The 25,371-nt window shown below is 39.8% G+C and carries 17 protein-coding genes; 12 read left to right on the forward strand and 5 right to left on the reverse strand.

Going from position 1 to position 25,371, the window contains the following annotated elements; all coding sequences use genetic code 11:
• The first annotated feature begins 138 nt into the window (after positions 1-138).
• The 8 genes from dctP (at position 139) to SVZ03_12475 (ending at position 14,536) form a co-directional block, all read left to right on the forward strand.
• Positions 139-1,176: a TRAP transporter substrate-binding protein DctP gene (dctP, locus tag SVZ03_12440; protein ID MDY6935014.1), complete on the forward strand. Its 1,038-nt coding sequence runs from the start codon at positions 139-141 to the stop codon at positions 1,174-1,176.
• A gap of 338 nt (positions 1,177-1,514) precedes the next feature.
• Positions 1,515-2,357, forward strand: a complete 843-nt coding sequence (locus tag SVZ03_12445; protein ID MDY6935015.1) for an MBL fold metallo-hydrolase — start codon at positions 1,515-1,517, stop codon at positions 2,355-2,357.
• 335 nt (positions 2,358-2,692) lie between these two features.
• A complete protein-coding gene (locus tag SVZ03_12450; protein ID MDY6935016.1) occupies positions 2,693-3,604 on the forward strand; it encodes an Mrp/NBP35 family ATP-binding protein in 912 nt (303 codons plus the stop codon).
• Positions 3,573-3,911, forward strand: a complete 339-nt coding sequence (locus SVZ03_12455; GenBank protein MDY6935017.1) for a NifB/NifX family molybdenum-iron cluster-binding protein — start codon at positions 3,573-3,575, stop codon at positions 3,909-3,911. The genes SVZ03_12450 and SVZ03_12455 overlap by 32 nt, the downstream gene beginning before the upstream one ends.
• 87 nt (positions 3,912-3,998) lie before the next feature.
• A complete protein-coding gene (locus SVZ03_12460) occupies positions 3,999-6,521 on the forward strand; it encodes a pyruvate formate lyase family protein (protein ID MDY6935018.1) in 2,523 nt (840 codons plus the stop codon).
• A gap of 136 nt (positions 6,522-6,657) precedes the next feature.
• The gene (locus SVZ03_12465; GenBank protein MDY6935019.1) at positions 6,658-9,177 is read left to right on the forward strand and encodes a pyruvate formate lyase family protein; all 2,520 of its coding nucleotides are present in this window, start codon (positions 6,658-6,660) and stop codon (positions 9,175-9,177) included.
• Positions 9,178-9,366: 189 nt separating this feature from the next.
• Positions 9,367-11,889 (forward strand): pyruvate formate lyase family protein, encoded by a 2,523-nt coding sequence (locus tag SVZ03_12470; GenBank protein ID MDY6935020.1) that lies wholly within the window; start codon positions 9,367-9,369, stop codon positions 11,887-11,889.
• 127 nt (positions 11,890-12,016) lie between these two features.
• Positions 12,017-14,536, forward strand: coding sequence for a pyruvate formate lyase family protein (locus SVZ03_12475; GenBank protein MDY6935021.1), 2,520 nt, complete (start codon positions 12,017-12,019; stop codon positions 14,534-14,536).
• 91 nt (positions 14,537-14,627) lie between these two features.
• On the opposite strand, the gene rfbB is transcribed toward SVZ03_12475, so the two are convergent.
• The 5 genes from rfbB to rfbA all read right to left on the reverse strand — a co-directional run bounded on the left by rfbB (position 14,628) and on the right by rfbA (position 19,244).
• Positions 14,628-15,698: a dTDP-glucose 4,6-dehydratase gene (rfbB, locus tag SVZ03_12480; protein MDY6935022.1), complete on the reverse strand. Its 1,071-nt coding sequence runs from the start codon at positions 15,696-15,698 to the stop codon at positions 14,628-14,630.
• Positions 15,699-15,781: 83 nt separating this feature from the next.
• On the reverse strand, positions 15,782-16,660 hold the full coding sequence (gene rfbD, locus SVZ03_12485) for a dTDP-4-dehydrorhamnose reductase (protein ID MDY6935023.1): 879 nt from the start codon (positions 16,658-16,660) through the stop codon (positions 15,782-15,784).
• 58 nt (positions 16,661-16,718) lie between these two features.
• Positions 16,719-17,639: a cation diffusion facilitator family transporter gene (locus SVZ03_12490; GenBank protein ID MDY6935024.1), complete on the reverse strand. Its 921-nt coding sequence runs from the start codon at positions 17,637-17,639 to the stop codon at positions 16,719-16,721.
• Positions 17,640-17,813: 174 nt separating this feature from the next.
• Complete coding sequence (gene rfbC, locus SVZ03_12495) at positions 17,814-18,371, reverse strand: dTDP-4-dehydrorhamnose 3,5-epimerase (GenBank protein ID MDY6935025.1); 558 nt, start codon at positions 18,369-18,371, stop codon at positions 17,814-17,816.
• Positions 18,372-19,244, reverse strand: coding sequence for a glucose-1-phosphate thymidylyltransferase RfbA (gene rfbA, locus SVZ03_12500; GenBank protein ID MDY6935026.1), 873 nt, complete (start codon positions 19,242-19,244; stop codon positions 18,372-18,374).
• A 315-nt stretch (positions 19,245-19,559) separates the two neighbouring features.
• Between rfbA and ispD the strand changes: the two genes are divergently transcribed.
• The 4 genes from ispD to SVZ03_12520 all read left to right on the forward strand — a co-directional run bounded on the left by ispD (position 19,560) and on the right by SVZ03_12520 (position 25,165).
• Positions 19,560-20,285, forward strand: coding sequence for a 2-C-methyl-D-erythritol 4-phosphate cytidylyltransferase (gene ispD / locus SVZ03_12505; GenBank protein MDY6935027.1), 726 nt, complete (start codon positions 19,560-19,562; stop codon positions 20,283-20,285).
• A gap of 51 nt (positions 20,286-20,336) precedes the next feature.
• Entirely contained in the window at positions 20,337-21,980 is a 1,644-nt protein-coding gene (locus SVZ03_12510; protein MDY6935028.1) for a hypothetical protein, read from the forward strand.
• Between the two features lie 622 nt (positions 21,981-22,602).
• Complete coding sequence (locus SVZ03_12515; GenBank protein MDY6935029.1) at positions 22,603-23,901, forward strand: CoA transferase; 1,299 nt, start codon at positions 22,603-22,605, stop codon at positions 23,899-23,901.
• Positions 23,902-23,911: 10 nt separating this feature from the next.
• Positions 23,912-25,165 carry a CoA transferase gene (locus tag SVZ03_12520; GenBank protein ID MDY6935030.1) on the forward strand — a complete coding sequence of 418 codons (1,254 nt, stop codon included), beginning with the start codon at positions 23,912-23,914 and terminating at the stop codon, positions 25,163-25,165.
• The last annotated feature ends 206 nt before the right edge of the window (positions 25,166-25,371 follow it).

Below are 25,371 nucleotides of genomic sequence, written 5' to 3' on the forward strand. Positions count from 1 at the left end.
ATATGGCAACATGTTAGTGGAAAGGATTGACTCTGATACAGTGATCAATTACACATTATATTACTCAATAACCATAGAGAAGGGAAAAGTTGATTCCCAAATGGTTATAAATAATTATAAAAAGCAGGAGTACAATACATGAAAAAAATGAAAAAGAAATACCTACTATTTTCTATAATATTGGGTTTACTTATTATTGGATTTTCTTTATCAGGCTTGATGGCTGATAAGAAACCCAAATATAAATGGAAATTTGCTACCCTTGGTCAGGATTCCATTAAAATGATAAGCCTCTTAACAGTAGATTTTACTCAGGATGTCCTAAAAGCTACTAATGGGGATGTGAAACTCGTCTGGTACATGGGCGGAACAATGGGTGACGAGGAGGATTATGTGGCAAAGATGAGGATCAACCAATTGCAGGGAGCAGGAATCACCGGCACAGCCAATGCAATGGTATGTCCTGGTATATCAGTGCTGGAACTACCATTCCTTTTTAATAATTGGCCAGAAGTACATTATGTCAGGAAAAAGTTAAGGCCCACGGTTAATAAAATTTCTGAAAAAAACGGCTTTAAAGTGTTAGCTATGATGGATGTGGATTTTGAACATTTCTATTCAACAAAATATCCCATGAAAACACCAGAAGATATCAAGAAGAGCAAGGTTCTTTCCTGGCATGGTCCTCTTGAGGCTGAAGTAATAAAAGCGCTTGGGGGAAGTCCTATTCCAGTAAACGTGCCTGAGGTTGTACCTTCTACAAGATCAGGGGTGACAGATGCGGCTATATCCCCATCCTTTTGGTGGTTAGCAGCTCAGTTATATACGATTACAAAGTATATAAATCCACTTCCGATTAGATATGATCCTGGTGTATTTATAGTTTCTATGAAGGCATGGAATAAAATTCCAGTTAATTTTCAAAATGCTATTAGTAAATTAGCAAATGATTTAGAAAAAAATGTTAATGTTGAAATTCGTATACTCTGTGCTGATGCCCTTAAGGCTATGATTAATTATGGCTGCAAGGAGGTTAAGATGACACCTGATGAGATTGCTGTATTTAAAAAGAAAACGCGGCCAGTATGGGAAAAAATGGTCGGCAAAGCCTATCCTCGTGAATTATTAAATGAAGTATTGAGTCATCTGAATACATATCGAGCTAAAAAAAGATAGATCCAGTTCCTTAATAAGAGCCTGAATAATGATAATCATAAATAACACAGCAGGTACTATTCTGAAAGATTAGCTTAATAAACAATATTTAATGCCTATAGATCGCTGGATAAACTGAGAAGACGAAAGAAATGTCAAGATTTCTTTAAAAGAATCTATTGACTGAGTTATAATTTTTGTAAATAGTCACTAGATAATAAAAGCACGAATGAACAAGATAAAGAAATGGCATAATAATTGTACCACCATAGTAACCTCCTTTCATGTATATGTATTTGAGGGCTCCAAAGCCCTCAAATACATCCCTTTAATCCTATTAGTTATATTCGAGGTTGCGAATGAAAACAAGGATTACTGTTATATGCGATAATATCGTTTATAAACCCCTGAAATTAATTGGTGAGCACGGTCTATCGCTCTTAATTGAGTCTAATGACATAACCCTCTTCGATACCGGTCAAGGTCTTGGTATAATCAATAATTTTAAAGCTTTAGGAAAAGATATATCTTCAATTAATAGAATCATATTGAGTCATGCCCATTATGATCACACAGGTGGGTTGATGAATATTTTGAAAGCCTATCATGGAAGACTTTCTGTTTATGCAAACACATCTATCTTTATGGATAAAATAGCTGAATTTGACGGGCCGGAAGAAAAAATCAATGTGCCGATTGGGATGCCATGCAAAAAAGAGCAATATGAAAAAGAGGGTGCTGAGTTTCAACTGATAAATAATTTTATTAAAATCAATAATAATATATCAGCCATCTCAAATATAAAAAGGGAGCCAGGCTGGAAGAGTTGGGATGCAAAATTAAAACAGAGAGAGAATGATCTATTGGTGGATGATCCCTTCAATGATGACCTCTCACTCCTAATCGAGACTGATTCTGGACCAATAGTGCTTCTTGGATGTGCTCATGCCGGCATAGTTGAAATTTTGAATAATCTAAAGGATGTGACAGGATACAAGGAGTTTCATGCTGTTATTGGTGGGACACATCTCGGCAATGCCTCAGACTTTTATATCGATAAGGCAATGAAGGCATTAAAGGACTATAATATTAAAATTATAGGAACTTCTCACTGCACTGGATTTAGAGTATCCTGTATTTTTTCTTCATTTTTTAATGATAGTTTTTATAATGCTTCGGTGGGTAGTGTGTTTGAGTTTTAACATCATAATGGATAACAAATGACATTATCAATTTCAAGTAAAAGGACAGAACTGTAAAGACAACGATCTCTCTTGGAGTCTTTGAATATATGGCAAAGCATAAAAATTCTATTTCTCTTCTCGACTGTGATATCGAAGAACCAAATATCAATTTGTTTCTTAAGGTTCAATATTTTGATTCGCGAGACTGTCTACATCCCAATACCATTTGTTATTGGGAATTAGCGCATCGGTTGAGAGAAATATGAAAATATATGTATTTAGTTCAATAATAAGTATAGAGGACAAGCCTATATTTATTTAAAAATAATAGATTTTATGGAGGAATAACGATAATGTTTAATCGGAAGGTCAGGAATGACTCATGCTCAGCTGAAAAATCAGTTAATGCAAACGTAAATGAAAGGGAAGCGGAGGAGAGAAGAGAACTTAAGGTTAATTTAGAGAAGATAGATCATAAAATAGTTGTCCTCTCGGGCAAAGGGGGGGTCGGGAAGAGCACTGTGGCTGTAAATTTGGCCATCTCCTTATCTCAAAAGGGATTCAGGGTTGGTCTTCTCGATATTGATATACATGGCCCTAGCATACCGAAACTGCTAGGATTAGAAGAGGAGAGGCTATATGCTGATGAGACAGGAAAACTTATACCTGTTGTATATGGCGAATCGATGAAAGTAATTTCTATAGGTCTATTGATTGGGAAGGGCGATGATGCCGTTATATGGCGAGGCCCTCTTAAGTATAGCGCCATTAAACAATTTCTTAAGGATGTAGAGTGGGGGGAACTGGATTATCTAATAATTGATTCTCCTCCCGGAACTGGTGATGAGCCGCTCTCAGTATGCCAGCTAATTGAAAATCCTGATGGCGCTATTGTGGTTACCACACCACAGGATTTAGCGATTATTGATGTTAGAAAATCGATTACATTTTGCAATAAACTAAACATGCCTGTGTTGGGAGTTATTGAAAATATGAGCGGTTTTGTATGTCCACACTGCGGCTCAAGGGCGGATATATTTAAGAGTGGCGGCGGTAGAAAGATGTCTGAGGATATGGGAGTACCCTTTTTAGGGAGCATACCAGTAGAGACGGATATTTCAGAGATGGGCGACTCTGGAAAGCCCTTTATTAGTATGAATTCGGATAATAAAACCGAAGCAGGCAAAGCATTCGAAGAAATAGTAAATAAGATTACAAAGATGGAGGTGGAATGTGAAAATTGCAATACCTGTAGCAGGGAATAAATTATGTCTACATTTTGGCCACTGTGAAAAATTTGCTTTAATTGATGTTGATGAGAAGGCAAATAAGATACAATCAGAAAATTATGTAGATGCTCCGCCTCACCAACCAGGACTATTGCCCAAATGGCTCAATGAACTTGGAGCAGATTGCATCATTGCCGGCGGAATGGGTAGCAGGGCTAAGGAAATCTTTGAGAGTTATAATATAAAAGTAATTATTGGTGTTAATCCTGATTCCCCTAAGCAAATAGTGCATAATTTCCTAAATAATGAGCTAAGGGTGGGGGACAATGTCTGCGACCATTGATATACTATTATAGTTAATCCGGACAAAGACTTTTTCAATAACGACTTTCCATTTATAATTTTACAAAAATTATTGGAGGTAAGAAAAATGACATCAAAGATGGGATCTATCAAGGATGTATTACAAAAGAAAAGTATTGATGAGTTAGAAAAGAGCAGAGAATGGTGGTGGGTAGCTGAGAAGAAGAGGTCAGAGCGCCTTGATTATTTGAGAAAAGCAGTTTGGAAGAAGGGGAAAAAGGGAGGGATGTATGAGCCTGGCGTAAAAATTGATCTTGAAAGGCCCCTCCTCTTTACAGAAAGTTGGAAGGAAAATGAAAATGATCCAATTATGATGAAACGAGCAAAGGCCCTAGAGCATGTGCTTGACAATATTACTATACACATAACAGATCATGCTCAAATTGTGGGTTATCTTGGAAGCCTACCTAATACACTCATGTGGTATGTTGATATAGCAAGTTTCCTGAATGAAGAGATATATAATGACCCGATGGTAATACCTGAACCTCAGGAGGAATCGCTTAAGACTATGGCTGAACTTAACAACTACTGGGGACCTAGAGATAATCTGGGAAAGGTCTTCAGGGAGTTATCAAGCGAAGAAGCTGTTAAGATGATGAGCACTGTTATAATGTGGGGTCTTCCTGTTGGGGGCAGTTTTGGGTATTCAGGCAAGGACTATGAGTACATGATGACGGGCAAGAGGGGATTTGAAGACATTATAGATGAGATACAGGAAAGAATAGATGAAGCAGAGGAGAAGATTGATGGGAATCCAGGGCCGGACATTCTTCCACTCTATGACAAGCTAGCCAATTGGGAGGCTATGCAGATCATCTTAGAGGCATGCATCAGATACGCAAAGAGATATTCGAGACTTGCACGGATAATAGCAGAAAATTTTGAATCTGATCCTAAAAGGAAGGAGGAACTCCTGCGCATTGCTGAGTCCTGCGAGAGGGTGCCTGACAAACCGCCAAGGACTCTTCAGGAATCGTTGCAGTATGATCATTTTATACAGGTATGGGCAAGATTTGAGGATGGCGAAGCCGCATGGCCATGCCGGCCGGATTATTACCACTGGCCTTGCTATAACAGGGATGTTAATATAGAGAAGAATATTACAAAGGAAGAGGCGATTGACCTTATAGGAGAGTTTATGATCAGGTCTTATGAATTAGCCGGGTATACCCCAAGCTTTGCCTCTGAGGCCCTTCAGGGCATACAGGCCACCTGGGTATGGACCCTTGGCGGAGTAAACCAGGATGGCACTGACGCATGCAATGATCTCACCATTGCCTTTATGCAGGCTGCAAGGCTTGTGCGTGTTGCGAATCCTACCTTTGGGTTCAGATGGCATCCAAAGGTAAAGGATGATGTATGGAGAGAAGTATTCGAATGCATCAGGCATGGATTGGGCTATCCAAGCATACGAAATGATCCAATACTTATTGCAAATGGTATGCATTGGTTTGGTCATCCCCTTGAAGAGATGAGAACATGGGTCCATCAGGCCTGCATGTCTCCCTGCCCCACGACAAAGCATGGCGCACAGCCTGCTCGCATGGCCTCAACAACATTAAATACTTCAAAGATGGTTGAATATGCTCTGCACAATGGATTCGATAATTGCATCAAGATGCAGATGGGTCCTAAGACGGGTGATGCGCGAAAGTTTACAGATTTTGAAGAGCTTTTCGAGGCATGGGTAAATCAGATGGAATGGTTGATGAACTTTGGCACAAGGATAGTAAACCGAGGCAGAGTGAAAAGTCCTGAGTATTATGGTCGCCCCTTTCTCTCTGCTATTTCAGAAGCGTCTGTTGAGACCGGTCTTGACAGACTAGAGCCATCGCTCGAAAGGGGCAATGCATGGGTTACCTTCTTTACTTGGGTGGAGAATGTTGACAGTCTGGCAGCGGTAAAGAAATTGGTTTTTGATGATAAGAAATACACTATGGATGAACTTATTACTGCCCTTGAGACTAATTGGGAGGGTAAGGAGGATATGAGGTTGGATTTTGTGAAGAACGCTCCTAAGTGGGGTAATGATGATGATTATGTGGATGATATAATGGTACGCTGTTTAAAAGAGGTTGCGAGGCACTCCCATGAGATAAGGTGTCCATCGGGCAATACATGGCCTGCATTGCCTGAGAATGTAAGTGGTAATATCCATTTTTCTACTATGGTTCACGCGCTTCCCAATGGAAGGAAGTTGGGAGATGCTCTATACGATGGCGGTATTTCACCAGGCCCTGGTCTTGATAAAAAAGGACCTACAGCAGTGCTGAAGTCATGTGGGAAGATAGATCATATAAGCGATGGAAGGGCATTCCTCTTGAATCAACGCTTATCTCCTACCCAGCTTTCTGGCGAGAAGGGCTATCAGTTATGGAAGTCTTACATGAAAACATGGGCTGACCTTGGAATAGACCATGTACAGTTCAATATGGTAGATGATGCGACACTTCGAGCAGCGCAGAAGGACCCTGAGCAGTATCAGGAGGTGATCGTTCGTGTGGCCGGTTACAGCGCGCATTTTGTGGACATCAGCCGCAAAACACAGGATAATATTATACAGAGAACAGTTCAAGGTCTGGGATAGGAAACGATTATTTAAAAGGATTCAAATAATAAGTCCTTTATTATAAGGCTGTATTATAAGTTGATAATATATCTTAACGCATTATACAAGATGTTAAGGTTAATAAATACAAAACACAATTAAAGGAGGCAAAGAAATGCCACAAGAAGAACAAAAATTAAGTAGTCCGTCTGAAAAAAAGAGTATAGACGAGTTAGAAAAAAACAAAGAATGGTGGTGGGTGGCGGAAAAAAAGAGATCCAAGCGTCTTGATTATTTGAGAAAAGCGGTCTGGAAGAAGGGGAAAAAGGGAGGTATGTATGAGCCTGGACTCAAGGTAGATCTTGAGAGACCATTGCTCTTCACAGAGAATTGGAAGGAGAATGAAAATGATCCAATTATGATGAGAAGGGCAAAGGCTTTATCGCATGTCTTTGATAATATAACTATCTTTATCACAGATAATGCCCAGATTATGGGTTATTTGGGGAGCCTTCCCAACACAATCATGTGGTATAATGATGCTGCGAGTCTCATCAATGAGGAGATATACAATGATCCAATAATAATACCTGAACCTGAGGAAGAATCGCTAAAGACTATGTCAGATTTAAACAACTACTGGAACACAAGGGATAGTATGGGAAAGGTGTTAAGGGATTTATCAGCAGAGGAAGCCATAAAGTTTATGACCATGGTCCTGATGTGGAGCGCTCCATTTGGAGGCAGTTTTGGTTATTCAGGTAAGGACTATGAGTACATGATGACAGGTAAGAGGGGATTTGAGGACATCATTGATGAGATACAGGATCGAATAGATGAGGCTGAGGAAAAAATAGACGGCAATCCAGGACCGGATATTCTTCCGCTCTATGATAAACTATCCAACTGGGAGGCAATGCAGATCATTTTGGAGGCTTGCATAAGATATGCCAAGAGATACTCAAGGCTTGCTAGAATAATAGCAGAAAATTTTGAATCGGATCCAAAGCGCAAAGAGGAGCTTTTACAGGTAGCTGAAACATGCGAGCGAGTACCTGGGAAAGCCCCAAAGACATTTCAGGATTCACTCCAGTATGACTTCTTTATACAGACATGGGCTAGGTTGGAGGACTTGGAAGGGGCATGGCCGGCTCGTCCTGATTACTATCACTGGCCATACTATAATAAGGATGTCAACATAGAGAAGAATATAACAAAGGATGAAGCGATTGATCTTATTGGGGAGTTTCTAATTCGTGCATATGAGACTGGACATTATCTTCCACAAGCTGGATCAGAGGCGCTTCAGGGTATTCAGGCTACCTGGGTGTGGACCATTGGCGGAGTCAATCAGGATGGCACAGATGCATGCAATGATCTTACTACAGCCTTATTGCAAGCGGCTAGGCTCGTACGAGTGGCAAATCCTACCTTTGGATTCAGATGGCATCCAAAAGTAAAGGATGAAATGATGAGAGAGGTATTCGAGTGCATCAGACAAGGATTAGGTTATCCAAGTCTACGAAATGACCCAATACTCATATCAAATGGAATGAATTGGCATGGTCATCCTTTAGAGGAGATGAGGACATGGGTTCACCAGGCTTGCATGTCTCCATGCCCAACAACAAAGCATGGTGTTCAACCCTGCAGAATGGCCGTTACGCTGAATTGTGCTAAGATGGTTGAATATGCCCTGCATAATGGATTTGATCATGTAGTAAATATGCAGGTTGGTCCTGAATCTGGAGATGCCAGGAAGTTTACCGACTTTGAGGAGCTTTTTCAGGCATGGGTCAAACAGATGGAGTGGTTGTGCAATTTTGGAGTGCGGATAATGAACCATGGAAGGGTAAGGAGTCCTCAAAATTATGGACGACCCTTTCTATCATCCATTACTGAGAGATCAATAGACATGGGTGTTGATGTAATGGAGCCAGATAAAGAGAATGGTAATTGCTGGATGACCTTTTTCACATGGGCAGAGAATGCGGATAGTTTAACAGCAGTAAAAAAGTTGGTCTTTGATGATAAAAAATACACCATGGATGAGCTTATTACTGCCCTTGAGACTAACTGGGAAGACAAAGAGGATATGCGTCTGGATTTTGTGAAGAACGCTCCCAAGTGGGGTAATGATGATGATTATGCGGATGAGATGATGGTACGGTGCCTTAGAGAGGTAGCAAGACATTCACGAGAAATAAGATGCCCATCTGGCAACACATGGCCAGCGCTGCCGGAGAATGTAAGCGGAAACATACATTTTTCGAATCTAGTCCATGCCCTTCCCAATGGAAGGAAGTTGGGGGATGCGCTATACGATGGCGGGATTTCACCTGGTCCTGGATTGGATAAGAAGGGGCCCACAGCAGTATTGAAGTCATGTAGCAAGATTGACCATATCAATGATGGAAGAGCATTTCTATTAAACCAGCGTTTATCTCCGACTCAGCTTTCAGGAGAAAAGGGTTATCAGCTATGGAAATCCTACATGAGGACATGGGCTGACCTTGGAATAGACCATGTACAGTTCAATATGGTAGACGATGCGACACTTCGAGCAGCGCAGAAGGACCCTGAGCAATATCAGGAAGTGATCGTTCGTGTGGCAGGCTATAGCGCTCACTTTGTGGATATCAGCCGTAAGACGCAGGATAATATTATACAGAGAACCATTCATGGGTTGGGTTAGAGAATGATTATACTGAAGGGCTCATATATTGAGCCCTTCACTTTGTTATGAAATTTACCAACCAATCAGGATTAGTTGAATAATATTTATTACTAATAATGAATTAAATAAATCTGAAGAGAAGGAGGTGATATAATATATTAGAATAGATATTATTATTAGATAAATAAAAAATGGGAGGTAAGAACAATGACACAAGATGAACAAAGATTAAATATTGCGCCAGATAAAAAAAGTATAGATCAATTGGAGAAAAGCAGAGAATGGTGGTGGGTAGCTGAAAAGAAAAGGTCTAAAAAACTGGACTACTTGAGAAAGGCAGTGTGGAAGAAGGGCAAAAAAGGAGGGATGTATGAACCAGGCGTAAAGATTGATCTTGAAAGGCCCCTCCTCTTTACAGAAAGTTGGAAGGAAAATGAAAATGATCCAATTATGATGAAACGAGCAAAGGCCCTAGAGCATGTGCTTAACAACATTACTATACATATAACGGATCATGCTCAGATTGTGGGCTATCTTGGGAGTCTTCCCAATACTCTCATGTGGTATGTGGATATTGCAAGCTTTCTCAATGAAGAAATATACAATGACCCAATGGTAATCCCAGAGCCCCAGGAGGGATCCCTCAAGACTATGGCTGAACTCAACAACTACTGGGGGCCAAGAGATAATCTCGGGAAGGTCTTCAGAGAACTCTCCAGTGAGGAGGCGGTTAAGGCCATGAGCACTGTTCTTATGTGGGGTCTCCCTATTGGAGGGAGCTTTGGATATTCAGGCAAAGACTATGAGTATATGATGACGGGCAAGAGGGGATTTGAGGACATTATTGATGAGATACAGGAGAGGATAGACGAAGCAGAGGAGAAGATTGACGGCAATCCTGGTCCGGATATTTTGCCACTATATGACAGGTTATCCAATTGGGAGGCTATGCAGGTTATCTTAGAGGCATGTATTAAATATGCTAATAGGTATTCGAGGCTGGCAAGAATAATAGCGGAAAACTTTGAATCAGATCCCAAAAGGAAAGAGGAACTACTTCGCATTGCTGAGACATGTGAAAGGGTACCGTCCAAACCTCCAAGGAGTTTTCAGGAATCGTTGCAGTATGATCATTTTATTCAAGTGTGGAGCAGGTTTGAAGATGGAGAAGGAGCCTGGCCATGCAGACCTGACTATTATCACTGGCCCTGCTATAACAGGGATGTTAACATTGAAAAAAATATTTCCAGGGATGAAGCGATCGATCTTATAGGCGAATTTATGATTCGTTCAGCTGAATTGGCGGGTTACATGCCATCAGTAGGAGCCGAAGCGCTACAAGGAATACAGGCCACTTGGGTATGGACTCTTGGTGGAGTGAATAAGGACGGCACTGACGCATGCAATGATCTCACCATTGCCTTTATGCAAGCAGCAAGATTGGTGCGCGTGGCAAATCCTACCTTTGGATTCAGATGGCATCCCCAGGTGTCCGATGAGGTATGGAGAGAGGTATTTGAGTGCATACGACATGGTTTGGGTTATCCAAGCATACGAAATGATCCAGTACTAATAGCAAACGGAATGCATTGGTTTGGTCATCCTCTGGAGGAGATGAGGACATGGGTACACCAGGCCTGCATGTCTCCCTGTCCTGCTACGAAGCATGGCGCACAACCTGCCCGCATGGCTTCCACAACACTTAACACATCAAAAATGGTTGAATATGCTCTTCACAATGGATTTGATCAGTGCATTAAACTGCAGATGGGGCCCAAGACGGGTGACGCAAGGACCTTTACAGACTTTGAAGATCTTTTCCAGGCATGGATAAAACAGATGGAGTGGTTGATGAATTTTGGCACAAGGATAGTAAACCGCGGTAGGATGAAGAGTCCTGAGTTTTACGGACGTCCCTTTCTCTCTGCTATTTCTGAAGCCTCGGTTGAGACGGGTCTTGACAGGCTTGAGCCATCGTTAGAGAGGGGCAATGCATGGGTTACCTTCTTTACATGGGTGGAGAATGCAGATAGCTTGGCGGCGGTAAAAAAACTCGTATTTGATGAAAAAAAGTACTCGATGAAAAATCTAATAGACGCTTTGGAGAGCAATTGGGAAGGAAGAGAGAAGATGCGTTTGGATTTCGTGAAGAACGCTCCAAAGTGGGGAAATGATGACGATTATGTTGACGAAATCATGATAAGATGCCTGAAAGAGGTGGCAAGGCATTCACATGAGATAAAGTGTACATCCGGCAACAACTGGCCGGCATTGCCTGAAAATGTCAGCGGAAATATTCACTTTGCACCTATGGTTCATTCACTACCCAATGGCAGAAAACTGGGTGATGCGCTATACGATGGCGGTATTTCACCAGGCCCAGGTCTTGATAAAAAAGGACCTACAGCAGTGCTGAAGTCATGCGGAAAGATAGATCACATAAGCGATGGAAGGGCATTTCTGTTGAATCAGCGGCTTTCGCCAACTCAGCTTTCTGGCGAGAAGGGTTATCAGTTGTGGAAATCATACATGAAGACATGGGCTGATCTTGGAATAGATCATGTACAGTTTAATATGGTTGATGATGCTACGCTAAGGGCAGCGCAGAAGGATCCTGAGCAGTATCAGGAGGTGATCGTACGTGTGGCTGGTTACAGCGCGCATTTTGTAGACATCAGCCGCAAAACACAGGATAACATTATACAGAGAACAATTCAAGGACTCGGTTAAGCATTATTATGGAAATCCATAATAATGGATTATTCACTATAACTAATTATGCTAATAGGGTGGAGGATCTATTATACATTTTAGCAGTATATACTATTCAATATTAAGAAATAGGAGGTAATAATAGATGTCAGATAAAGCAGGGAATACTAGTGTAACACAAAAAAAGAGTATTGAAGAGTTGGAGCAGGATAAAGAATGGTGGTGGGTAGCTGAAAGAAAGAGATCCAAAAGACTGGACTACCTAAGAAAAGCGGCTTGGAAGAAGGGAAGAAAGGGCGGGATGTATGAACCTGGCGTGAAGATTGATCTTGAAAGGCCGCAATTGTTTACAGAGGCTTGGAGAGAAAACGAGAATGAACCTCTTTCTATGAGAAGGGCTAATTCATTAGCACATATCCTAGATAACATCACCATATTTATTACTGACAGCTCACAAATTATGGGTTATCTGGGAAGTCTTCCGAACACCCTTATGTGGAATTGCGAGCTGGCAAGCTTTGTAAACGAAGAGATTTATAATGATCCGGTTGTAATTCCTGAGCCTGAAGATGAATCGCTTAAGATTATGGCTGAAATAAATAATTATTGGGGTTCAAGGGACAGTCTGGGCAAGGTGTTTAGAGAGTTATCCAGCGAAGAAGCTGTGAAGATGATGTCTAGCGTAATAATGTGGGGGGTACCTATCGGAGGTAGCTTCGGGTATGCTGGCAAGGATTATGAGTATCTCATGACTGGCGAGAGGGGATTTGAAGACATAATCGATGAGATACAGGAAAGAATAGATGAGGCAGAGGAGAAGATAGACGGCAATCCAAGGCCGGATATTCTACCACTCTATGACAGGCTATCCAATTGGGAGGCAATGCAGATTGCGCTTGAGGCATGCATAAGATATGCAAAGAGATATTCCAGACTTGCCCGAATAATAGCCGAGAACTTCGAATCTGATCCAAAGCGAAAAGAAGAACTGCTCAAGATTGCTGAGTGCTGTGAGAGGGTGCCAGGCAAACCCCCAAATACCTTTCAGGAATCGTTGCAGTATGATCACTTTATTCAAGTATGGAGCAGGTTTGAGGATGGGGAAGGAGCTTGGCCGGCCCGTCCGGATTACTACCATTGGCGATGCTATGATAGAGATGTTAACATAGAGAAAAATATTACAAATGACGAAGCGATCGATTTTATAGGAGAATTTTTAATTCGCAGTTATGAATTGGCGGGTTATATGCCTAGATTTGGGGCTGAGGCGCTTCAGGGCATACAGGCTACCTGGGTATGGACCCTTGGTGGAGTAAATCAGGACGGCACTGACGCATGCAATGACCTCACCATTGCCTTTTTACAGGCTGCAAGGCTTGTGCGTGTGGCAAATCCTACCTTTGGATTCAGATGGCACCCCAAGGTACAGGATGAGGTGTGGAGAGAGGTATTCGAGTGCATCAGACACGGATTGGGTTATCCCAGCATACGGAATGATCCGGTTTTGATTGCTAATGGTATGCACTGGTTCGGTCATCCCTTGGAGGAAATGAGGACATGGGTTCACCAGGCCTGCATGTCGCCTTGCCCCACAACAAAGCACGGCTCTCAGCCATGCCGAATGGCCTCAACAACACTTAATTGTTCCAAGATGGTTGAATATGCCCTGCATAATGGATTCGATAATTGCATCAAGATGCAGATGGGACCCAAGACTGGAGACGCGAGAAACTTTACAGACTTTGAAGAGCTTTTCCAGGCATGGGTAAAACAGATGGAGTGGATGACGAACTTCGGGACACGGATTATTAACCGTGCTCGCTATCAAAGTCCAAAGGCTTTCACACGACCCTTTCTTTCGGCCATCTCTGAAGTTTCCATTGAGAGTGGTCTCGACAGGCTTGAGCCATCACTTGAGAGAGGGAATGCATGGATCACATTCTTTACATGGGTTGAGAATGCTGATAGTCTCGCTGCAGTAAAAAAAATGGTATTTGATGAGAAGAAATATACTATGGATGAGTTGGTTGAAGCTCTAGAAAACAATTGGGAAGGCAAAGAGGAAATGAGATTGGACTTTGTAAGGAATGCGCCTAAGTGGGGCAATGACGATGATTATGTTGATGAAATAATGGTTCGCTGTTTAAAGGAGGTGGCGAGACATTCACATGAGATAAAGTGTCCATCCGGCAACAACTGGCCGGCATTGCCAGAGAATGTGAGTGGGAATATTCACTTTGCTCCTATGGTTCATGCCCTGCCAAATGGAAGGAAGCTGGGGGATGCGCTATACGACGGGGGCATATCACCAGGTCCCGGACTGGATAAGAAGGGGCCTACAGCGGTATTGAAGTCATGCGGAAAGATAGATCATATAAGCGACGGAAGGGCATTCCTCTTGAATCAGCGTTTATCACCAACCCAATTGGCTGGAGAGAAGGGTTATCAGTTATGGAAATCCTACATGAAGACCTGGGCTGACCTGGGATTAGATCACGTTCAATTTAATATGGTTGATGATGCTACGCTAAGGGCAGCACAGAAGGATCCTGAGCAATATCAGGAGGTGATCGTTCGTGTGGCCGGTTACAGCGCGCATTTTGTGGACATCAGCCGCAAGACGCAGGATAATATCATACAGAGGACAATTCAGGGATTAGGATAATGAATCAGAACAGGAGGCCTCTGCAAAGGGGCCTTCCCTATGCTCAAATTATTCTATGAATTCCAAAATTGTATAAAATAAAGGAAATCTCCTATCGCTTCTCATAATTCTTCTCAATCCATTTTTTATAATTACCGCTTCTTATATTATTCACCCAATCCTCATTCTTAAGATACCATTCAATAGTCTTATTAAGCCCCTCATCAAAGTCTACACCCTGACACCATTGCAATTCACCCTTTATCTTATCACAATTTATTGCATATCTTCTATCATGTCCTGGTCTATCCTTTACAAATTCAATGAGATTCTTATATTCATCCCTATGTTTGCCTAAATATGCCGCCATTTTCTCACTTATCACATTAACAAGCCTAATATTTTCCCATTCATTCTCACCGCCAATATTATATGTCTCTCCAATTATTCCTTTGTTCATTATCATCCATACTGCGCTGTTGTGGTCATCTACATAGAGCCAATCCCTTATATTCTTTCCGTCACCATATATGGGCAATGGCTTTCCTTCCATGATATTCAATATCATAAGCGGAATAAGCTTTTCAGGAAACTGATAAGGACCATAATTGTTTGTGCAGTTGGATATGGTTACAGGCAACCCATAGGTATGGGAATAAGCCTTTACCATATGGTCTGAGGAAGCCTTTGACGCTGAGTAGGGGCTGTGTGGATCATAGGGTGTATCCTCATAAAAATACCCCCTCTCCCCAAGGGAGCCATATACCTCATCAGTGCTAACGTGATGAAACAATACATCGTCCCTTCCCTCCCATAATGATCTGACAATCTCAAGCAGGGTGAATGTGCCGACTATATTGGTCTCAATAAAATCCTTAGGTCCGTATATTGATCTATCCACATGCGATTCAGCAGCGAAGTGTACAATTGTATCAATATCATACCTCTTACAAATATCATTAATTTTATCAAAATTGCATATATCTGCCTTCTCAAAAAAATATTTCTCTCCACCATAAATTTCATCAATATCCTTAAGATTCTCCGGATTGCCTGCATAGGTAAGATTATCAACATTTATTATTCTCCCATCAAAATTTCCTCTTTCAAAGATATGGTGAATAAAATTTGATCCTATAAAACCAGATCCTCCGGTTACTATGATGTTCTTCAATTTTCTCATGCCTTTATATTCCCTTATGCTTTATTTTACAATTAACACCGGTTTTCCTAAGGAAGTGAATCCCGATTGAGTCCCTTCCTTTATTATTTATTCATCTTATTATTGGCGATATCCCTTAAGAAATTGTCTATTGCCCTCTGCCATGATGAAATACTAATACTCAATGCCCCCTTAATCTTTTCCTTTGACAAATAGGAATTTTTTGGCCTCTCTGCCCTGGTTGGATATTCCTCTGTTGTTACCTGCACAATTTGAACAGATTTACCAATTAGTTCATATTCTCTTGCTAATCTATATATCTCCATGGCAAATTCAAACCAGTTGGTCATGCCTTCATTAGTAAAATGATATATACCATACTCTTTATGATCATCAATAATTATCTTAGATATTACCTCGGCTACATCCCTAGCATAGGATGGGCTACCCCATTGATCGGATACTACCCTAACCTCATCCCTCTCACCAAACAATCTCAACATTGTATAAACAAAATTATTACCATGCTTTCCAAAGAGCCATGATATTCTTATGATGAAGTAGCAACTAAGGTTATCTATAATATTTCTCTCACCTTCCAGCTTGCTTCTACCATAAATCCCCATGGGTTTCGTCTCGTCCTGTTCAACATACCCATCATTGTTATGACCATCAAAGACATAATCGGTAGAGACATGTATAAGCCTTGCCTTCTTCCACTTTGCAATTTTAACAATATTTAAGACGCCCTCTGCATTGATCCCAAAGGCCATAGCAGGCTCATCCTCTGCCTTATCAACAGCCGTATATGCAGAACAATTTACTATCCATTGAATATCCCTATCCCCAATGAAATTCTTTAACGCTTCATGATCCATTATATCAACTTCTCTGTCAGATGCAAAGTAATCAACATTCATTCGCTTAAAGCCCTCTTCAACATCAGTACCGAGCATACCCTTATTTCCAATAAGCCAAATCATAATTATTCATTCCTAATAATACAAAGGATGGTAAAATAAACTATCAAAATCAATATTCTCATTTACAACAACCACCATCCATATTGCAAAGATTTCTATTCTCCAACTGCAATGTTGTATGACCTATCCCAAATTTCTCTTCTAACATTGAATTAACATTAATAATAATATCATCCGAATCAAATAAATCGAAATTATTAAGGCAAATATGACAGGAGAGGAAAACCTCCGAAGAGCTGACTGACCAAACGTGAAGGCCATGAATGCTTTCAATATTATCAATAGCTAACATGCTGGCATAAATCGCATCTATGTCAATATTATCAGGCACTCCTTGAAGAAAAATTCGTAGTGATTCTCCAATTATAGATATTGAACTCCAAATAATCATGAATACAATTAGAATACTGATACCAATATCTATCCAAAGCCAATTTGTATAATAGAGTACAATTCCAACAATCATTACTGCAATTGATGATATTGCATCATAGAAAAGATGCAGAAAAGCAGCCTTCATGTTGAGATTGCTCTCTTTTGCTATGTTCAATATGAGGATTGAAAATAGATTTCCAAGAAAACCAATAAATGCAATTGGCAGCACTATCTTAATATTAATGGAAACCGGATTTGCATATCTCTCAGCTGCTTCATAAAGAATGTATATCCCAATGGCAACCAGACTCAGTGCATTTGCTAATGCTATAAGCGTCTCAAATCTCTTTAATCCGAAGGAATATTTACGACCAGGTTTGATCTCTGATACCCTCTCCCCAGCATACCCGAGCATTAGGGAAAGCACATCAGATAGATTATGTCCGGCATCTGAAATAAGAGCCAGGCTTCCCGAAAGGATACCACCAATATATTCTGTAACAGTTATTACTGAATTTAATAATATTACAAGTCCAAGCCTTTTCCTGCTGGATATCCTTTTACAACCATGATCATGATGGCCCAAACTCTTCAAAATTCTCACTTAAACGCTTCCTAAAAAAATAATGACCTTTAGTTGATATTTCTTTGAAGCAATCAAAAATGATACAATAATAAGGGATGGATACACCTATAGAATACTACATTAGGATGATAATATAAAGAAAATTATCATTCTATTCGCCCACCCTCTTCTTATTTTCAAAGGAGGTCATTATTACTTATCCCAATCAAATAGTATAGCATTCTTAAATAAGGGTAATTGCTTATCCTTTTCTGATACAATTACCTCCTTCAAAGGCCACCTGATTCCGATATCCGGATCATCCCATCTGATGCCAGTATCAAGAATTAGATCATACTCCTCTGTACATTTATATGTTAAATGTACATTATCCGTTAAAGCAATAAATCCATGCGCAAATCCAGGAGGGATATAGAGCATTTTATTATTCTCCCCTGAAAGCTCAACCCCTAGCCACTTTAAAAATGTTGCAGAATCCTTGCGAATATCAACAGCCACATCCCATACCGCCCCGGTCATAACCCTTACAAGCTTACCCTGGGCTTTTGGATTAAGCTGATAGTGAAGCCCCCTAATCACACCCTTTTTCGATAGGGAATGGTTATCCTGAACAAAATCATGGGTTATTCCATTTGAGATAAAATCGGATTCCTTATATGATTCAAGAAAAAAGCCCCTCTCATCACTAAAGACCCTGGCCTCAACCAATATCAAACCTTCTATCTCCAATGTTGTAAAATTGAAAGGCATCTATATCTTCGTCTCCAGTATCTTTAACAAATATTCGCCATAGCCAGACTTCCTCAATGGCTCGGCTATTTTTCTCAATTGCACTTCATCTATAAATCCCTTCTTGTAAGCGATCTCCTCAATGCTTGCAATCTTCAAACCCTGCCTGTCTTCAATTGTCTTAACATACATTGCAGCATCAATCATTGAAGTATGTGTGCCTGTATCAAGCCATGCGAATCCTCTACCCATCAGTTTAACCTTTAGGGTTCCCCTGTCAAGATAGACGCGATTTACATCAGTTATCTCGATCTCTCCCCTTGGGGATGGTTCTAATGATTTAGCAATCTCTACAACAGTGTTATCATAAAAATATAATCCTACAACAGCAAAGTTCGATTTTGGATTCTTAGGTTTCTCCTCAATTGATAATACTCTACCATCATTGTCAAATTCAACCACACCATACCTCTCAGGATCATTTACATAATAACCAAATACTGTTGCTCCATCCTGATTTGACTCAGCATCCATCAATAATTCCGGCAATCCATGCCCATAAAAAATATTATCACCAAGGATAAGACAAACATTATCATCACCAATAAACCCATCGCCAACAATAAAGGCATCCGCCAGGCCTCTGGGCTCATCCTGAACCATATAGGAAAGGCTTAACCCAAGAGAAGCGCCATCCCCCAGCAGCTCCTTAAACCTTGGTAAATCAACCGGAGTTGATATAATAAGAATCTCATTGATGCCAGCAAGCATAAGCGTGGAAAGGGGATAGTAGATCATGGGTTTATCGTATACAGGCAAAAGCTGTTTGCATACAACCCTGGTGATAGGATATAACCTTGTGCCATATCCTCCTGCAAGTATAATTCCCTTCATTCCTTTATCTTCCTTTTTTATTTTATATAACTTTTGACGACTAATATCAGAAAGTAATTGTTTTGTCAAAGTATAATCAGCTAAAAAGGAACAAATTGAACAATTTCCAAACCAGTCTCCAATTGTTGAGTACCTGCTTTATACTTATTCTCCTATAGCGGGGTGAAGGGTATCATAATAATTAATATCATCTTTCCAACTAGGATCAGGAAGAATTTTAATCAGTTTACTACCGATAAAATGGTTGCCAAACTGAAGGTATTGTAAATCATCCTATAATTAAGATAATTTACGATAGGGGATAACCTACATCCTATGAATGATGGGGGACAAACCAATAAGAAGATGTATAGAGTATTTGGCATAATCTTAGCAGGCGGACAGGGAGCAAGACTTGGGAATAATCTCCCAAAGCAATTTGTCAATCTATACAATAGACCAATAATTACATGGTCCCTGGAGAAATTCAATATTCATCCCAAGATAAATGGAATAATAGTAATTACCCCACTTGAATATACTCTACTCATAGAAGAGATAGTTAAGGAACATAAAATCTCTAATATCACTAAAATTATACCTGGAGGCGAGACCAGACAGGGATCATCATACAATGCATTGCATAGCATTGATTTTAATAGCGATGATATTCTAGTTTTTCATGACGCAGCAAGGCCGTTTATAAAAAAAGAATTAATAGATAAATGCATAGAAGAGACTGAGGCTTATGGAGCCTGTGGCGTTTACATAAAAGCGATTGATACCATCGCTGAAGCTGACAGAGACCTCATCAAGCATATACCAGATAGAGCAAAACTATATTACACTCAAACCCCACAATCATTCAAATATAGCATAATCAGAGAAGCCCACGAGGTTGCACTTCTAAGGGATATAACAGATTCTTCTGATGATGTTCAACTGGCAATAGAAGCAGGATATAATGTAAAAATTATCGAGGGAGACTATAGTAATATTAAGATCACAACACCCCTTGACCTTGAATTTGCTAGGTTTATAGCAGAAAAAAAATGCAATTGATATCTTCAATTATATAACTACCTGAAAAAAGTTAAAATATATCTTATATAAATGAAATTCTTATCACTTATCAAAAATCTGGAAAAGAGAAGGGTTCATTTTTTTTTAATCCTATTTTTTATTAGCCTGCTATTTCGTCTTCCAACCCTATTCAATGACTATTATGATGTTGATGAACTAGCTGCCATTGTCCAGGTATATGAATATTTAGCTGGTAATATACCTGGTGAGGATTTCGATGAAAGCAAATTACCGCTGTATCACGCTATATTTAAACTATCATACAGTCTCTCATATGATAAGGGTTTTGTAATAGTCCATTTATTCACAATTTTTATCATCTTCTCTACATCCATATATATATTTCTAATTGGAGTCAAACTTCAAGACTTCCATACTGGGGTTCTTGGAGCTATATTGTACGCAATTCTAATCTCTTCATTCAATCGACATTTTATGGCGACCAATGGTGAAATAGTCTATAACCTTCCCATTACAGCAGGGCTATATTATTTTATAATGTATTTAAGTAACAGGAAGTGGAAGAGGATATTATTCCTTTTATTATTTATGGTGATGGGGTTTGCCGCTGCTTATGTGAAGATTCATGGGTTAATATTTTTTATATTTATCGCCCTATATACAATAGTATATTATCCCTATTTAACAAAGAGGGTAAACACAAAATATATCCTTATGGTGATTTCGATCGGACTGCTATTGCTAATTATTTCTATATACTTGATAGATTATAGTTCTATTACAACCCATACACAAAAAATTATTGCATACCTCAAAACGTGGATATTCTATTCAACTGTTCGCGGTTTCGATCCATTTATATTCATAATAAAATATGCTCATCGCCAGGGGATGCTTTTACTCTGGCATTGTGTTTTATGGATTCCTGCAATTATATATATTATTAGATTCTTCAATAATAGATTTAAATCCGATACTCCCTACGAGTCAGCAGTCTCGCTCCTTTTCATACTCTCATTTTTGATGGTATTTTCAGGAGGGATTCGTCTATATTTTCATTACTTTATTGCAATCTATCCTAGCCTATGCATCCTTTCATCTATTGCTTTGATAAAATACAAAACCAGAATGATCTGTTGCCTTAAGCAGAGATTGACACCATTGATTCTAATACCATCGCTCTTCTTTTTATTATGGAATACAAAGGACATTATCATAAAGCATTATTTCCCTATCGGCTTCTATAAAGAGGGGAAGATCCTTTACTGGACTAGAACAGTGTTGATTGGAAGCTTTAATGACTATCTTTTACCAGATTCTACATATATGGAAGCCTGCAATTATATTAAAGAAGTAACACAACCAGAAGATAAGATCTTTGTTTGGGGTGATGGTCCCTATCTCTATTACTTTTCAGAGAGGAGAATGGGAGGAAAATCTCTATGGCTAAAAAATATGATTATCCATATCTCTAACTTATACATAAGTGGCGATCCCCATTCAATAGATTTAGCAAGGATATTTGAAGAATACTTTATTAACATCATTGAAACCAAAAAACCTGTTCTGTTTATTGATACTTCAGAAAATGGCCTCTCAAATTTCCATCTTAAACCTGAAGCATTACCACTGATAAACAAATATATCAAGAAAAACTATTATTACCTCAACAATATCAATAACATAAAAATCTATAGATTAAAAGGGAATTAATGTGCTCCCCTAACTATAGGATTTCACTTTCAGCTTTGATACAATGAAAATAACTAAATGTCAGCTTTTGTTCTTGATTTTTTCTTCATGTACAGATTTTATTACCACAAAAGCTAATCTGAGGGAAAAGCAAAGCAATTGAAGTCACATAGACTTGAGGCTTTAAAAGCTATAGATAGGTATCATATTGGGAATCAACCTAGATCTACTAATTCCTATTGCTTTATACACAAAGAGATGTCTGTTTTCTCTCATTCGCCAATGCCGTTCTGGACCTACCATTACTAAACAAATCAATAAGTCTTGACTAATCTTATTAAAACCGAAGAGGCATGACATTTATGCATAACATGTGGAGGAATAATCTACACTCCCCACTGATAACTGAAGTAATTAAAATACTTCTATTTGTGAATCCAATGAAAATCGAGTTTTTATATACTGCTGTTAGTTAGATGGAAGACTTTGCAATAGAATCCTATTCTAAGCTAAAACTACTGTAACTGCATTCACGCTGGTTAACGATCAGATGCTGATTCACAACTCATTGTGTACACAACTCTGCGTCTAATACAATAAATAGATATGTATTCAAGGGAAATTTCATTTTGGAGGTGTAATTATGGTTGTTGAGCAAGAAGTTGAAACTCTTCTCGGGGGTTATCGGATTCTTGATCTGTCCGATGAGGGTGGAATGCTATGTGGGAAGATATTGGGAGATCTTGGAGCTGATGTGATCCAGATTGAACCACCAGGTGGGAGCCCAGCTAGAAACATCGGCCCATACTATCACGATATCCCTGATCCAGAAAAGAGTCTTTACTGGTTCTGGACTGCCCTTAATAAGAGGGGAATAACCATGGATATCGAGTCTAATGATGGGAGGGATATCTTCAAGAGATTAGTAAAGAAGGCTCATTTTGTAATTGAAAGCTTTCCCCCTGGGCATATGGAAAGCCTTGGATTGGGATACTCTGAATTAGAGAAGATCAATCCTGGAATCATCATGACCTCAATCACCCCCTTTGGTCAGACTGGGCCTTATGCTCATTATAAGGCTACTGACATCGTTGGTGTATCCATGGGTGGAATGAGCTGCATCTATGGAGAGATAGATCGAGGACCTGTGAGAATTAACGCGCCTCAATTCTATTTCCAGGGGGGGGTGCATGGCGCTCTGGGTTCAATAATGGCACATTACTGGAGAGAGTTAACTGGCGAAGGACAACATGTTGATGTATCCTGCCAGCAGGCGGTTGTTTTGTCCCTGATGATTGCTGCCGAGATGTGGGATATATGCAAAATGATATGTACAGGGGTTGGTCCTGGAATGGGTTTTATGGGCAAGAGGGTCTCGCAACTCATCTATCCAACTAAGGATGGCTATGTTTTAAGTATGTTAGGAGGGGGGGCTCAGGCAGGGATGGTAACCTCATCTAAAAATTTGACTTCAATAGCCAACTCCGATGGATACTTACTGGATCTCAAGGACTTTGATTGGTCCAATTGGGATTTCATGTCTGCAGCAATAAATAAAGCCCTTGGAGTGGAGTCAGATGGGACAACAATAATTGATCAATTAGAAAAAGGATTAAACGAATATTTTCCTACCAAACGAAAACAAGACCTCTTTGATGAAGCTGTGGCTAAAGATATTCTGCTTATCCCAGTTTGCGATCCCAAGGATGTAGTTGAAAGTCCTCAACTAGCAGCTAGAGAATTTTGGGTACAAGTGGAACACCCTGAATTAGGAGAGACAATCACATATCCAGGGTATCCTATTAAATTTAATGGTCTTCCATCATACAAACCACAACGACGAGCCCCATTAATTGGAGAGCACAATGAAGAGATATACTCGAAAGAATTGGATTTAACAAGGGATCAACTTTGCCTCTTGAAGGGTCAGGGAGTAATATAAGGAGGAGGATATGAATAGGAAAAAACAGATATTCAAAGGAATAAAGGTCGCTGACTTCTCCTGGGTCGGCGTTGGTCCTCAGGTAGTGAGGGAACTTGCTGAGCATGGAGCCAAGGTTATACGTGTTGAATGTCATCGCTATCCGGATACCCTACGGACTATTTTTCCTTTTAAGGATTTCAAACCTGGAATAGACCGAAGCGCATTTGGGGCTTGCTATAATACAAATAAATATGGCATGAGTCTTGATTTGAATATGCCCAAGGGACAAGAGGTTGCTAAAAGACTGGTTGAATGGGCTGATGTTATTACTGATAGCATGACTCCAGGGACAATGGCCAAATGGGGGCTGGATTATGAAAACTGCCAAAAAATAAAACCAGACATTATATACTACTCTACTTGCCAAATGGGTCAAATCGGGCCTTATGCCAAATTCGGTGGCTATGGGATGTTCGGCACCTCATACGCGGGTTTCTGTCATCTTCTGGGTTGGCCCGATAGATCACCCTTACCACTCTTTAACAACTACACCGATTTCATTTCACCCTGGTATTTATGTTTGACTCTAATATTAGCCCTTCTTAGGCGAATGAAAACGGGTAAGGGGATGTATCTTGATCAATCTCAGGTGGAGGTTGGAGCTCAATTTATCGGACAGATTCTTTTGGATTATACAGTCAACGGTAGGATCCAAAATCGCTTGGGCAATCGAGATAACCAAATGGCTCCACATGGTATATATCGTTGCAAGGGTGAAAACCGCTGGATAGCTATAGCAGTAATGAACAACAAACAATGGAACGCCTTTTGCAACATCACTGACAATACTGCATTAGCCAATGATCCAAGATATACTACCATCCTTCAGAGAAAGCAAAACGAGGATGAGCTTGATAATATCATAAGTAGGTGGACCTGCAATTATACTCCTGAACAAGTGATGGAAATGATGCAAAAAGAAGGAATACCCGCAGGTATAGTAGAGACTGCTGAGGATTTGTTCAAGGACCCACAACTGAAACACCGCAAACACTTCCGCTTTATGAAACATAGAGTTATTGGAAATATGGCGTTTAATTCTCCAGCCTATCAGCTTTCCAAAACCCCGAATCATATCTGGAAAGTATCCCCTTGCCTAGGCGAGGATAATGACTATGTGTATAGGGAGATACTGGGATATAGCAAAAAAGAGATAGCTGAAATGCTGGCAGAGGGAGTAATCACGACCAAAGAAGATGTCCCCGCTGTACTTAAGGAATAGGTCGAAATTATAAACAGGAGAATAGAACTATAAAAAATTTTCAATATTTTACATTTTTATTAAATAATTGATTTTGGATTGATTGAATATTGATTCTATATTGATTTTCATTTTATATAATGACCACAACCTGAGGATACGTACCATAAAATGTATACATAGAAATAAAATTCAAATAAAGGGAGGTGAGTGAAAAGGATTAAATA

This window comes from Spirochaetota bacterium (assembly GCA_034190085.1).
In the GTDB taxonomy this organism is placed as follows: Bacteria; Spirochaetota; UBA4802; order UBA4802; family JAFGDQ01; genus JAXHTS01.

Coding starts and splice junctions, on each gene's coding strand:
- dctP (MDY6935014.1), top strand. CDS start 139: ATGAAAAAAATGAAAAAGAAATACCTACTATTTTCTATAATATTGGGT.
- SVZ03_12445 (MDY6935015.1), top strand. CDS start 1,515: ATGAAAACAAGGATTACTGTTATATGCGATAATATCGTTTATAAACCC.
- SVZ03_12450 (MDY6935016.1), top strand. CDS start 2,693: ATGTTTAATCGGAAGGTCAGGAATGACTCATGCTCAGCTGAAAAATCA.
- SVZ03_12460 (MDY6935018.1), top strand. CDS start 3,999: ATGACATCAAAGATGGGATCTATCAAGGATGTATTACAAAAGAAAAGT.
- SVZ03_12465 (MDY6935019.1), top strand. CDS start 6,658: ATGCCACAAGAAGAACAAAAATTAAGTAGTCCGTCTGAAAAAAAGAGT.
- SVZ03_12470 (MDY6935020.1), top strand. CDS start 9,367: ATGACACAAGATGAACAAAGATTAAATATTGCGCCAGATAAAAAAAGT.
- SVZ03_12475 (MDY6935021.1), top strand. CDS start 12,017: ATGTCAGATAAAGCAGGGAATACTAGTGTAACACAAAAAAAGAGTATT.
- rfbB (MDY6935022.1), bottom strand. CDS start 15,698: ATGAGAAAATTGAAGAACATCATAGTAACCGGAGGATCTGGTTTTATA.
- rfbD (MDY6935023.1), bottom strand. CDS start 16,660: ATGATTTGGCTTATTGGAAATAAGGGTATGCTCGGTACTGATGTTGAA.
- rfbC (MDY6935025.1), bottom strand. CDS start 18,371: ATGCCTTTCAATTTTACAACATTGGAGATAGAAGGTTTGATATTGGTT.
- rfbA (MDY6935026.1), bottom strand. CDS start 19,244: ATGAAGGGAATTATACTTGCAGGAGGATATGGCACAAGGTTATATCCT.
- ispD (MDY6935027.1), top strand. CDS start 19,560: ATGAATGATGGGGGACAAACCAATAAGAAGATGTATAGAGTATTTGGC.
- SVZ03_12510 (MDY6935028.1), top strand. CDS start 20,337: ATGAAATTCTTATCACTTATCAAAAATCTGGAAAAGAGAAGGGTTCAT.
- SVZ03_12515 (MDY6935029.1), top strand. CDS start 22,603: ATGGTTGTTGAGCAAGAAGTTGAAACTCTTCTCGGGGGTTATCGGATT.
- SVZ03_12520 (MDY6935030.1), top strand. CDS start 23,912: ATGAATAGGAAAAAACAGATATTCAAAGGAATAAAGGTCGCTGACTTC.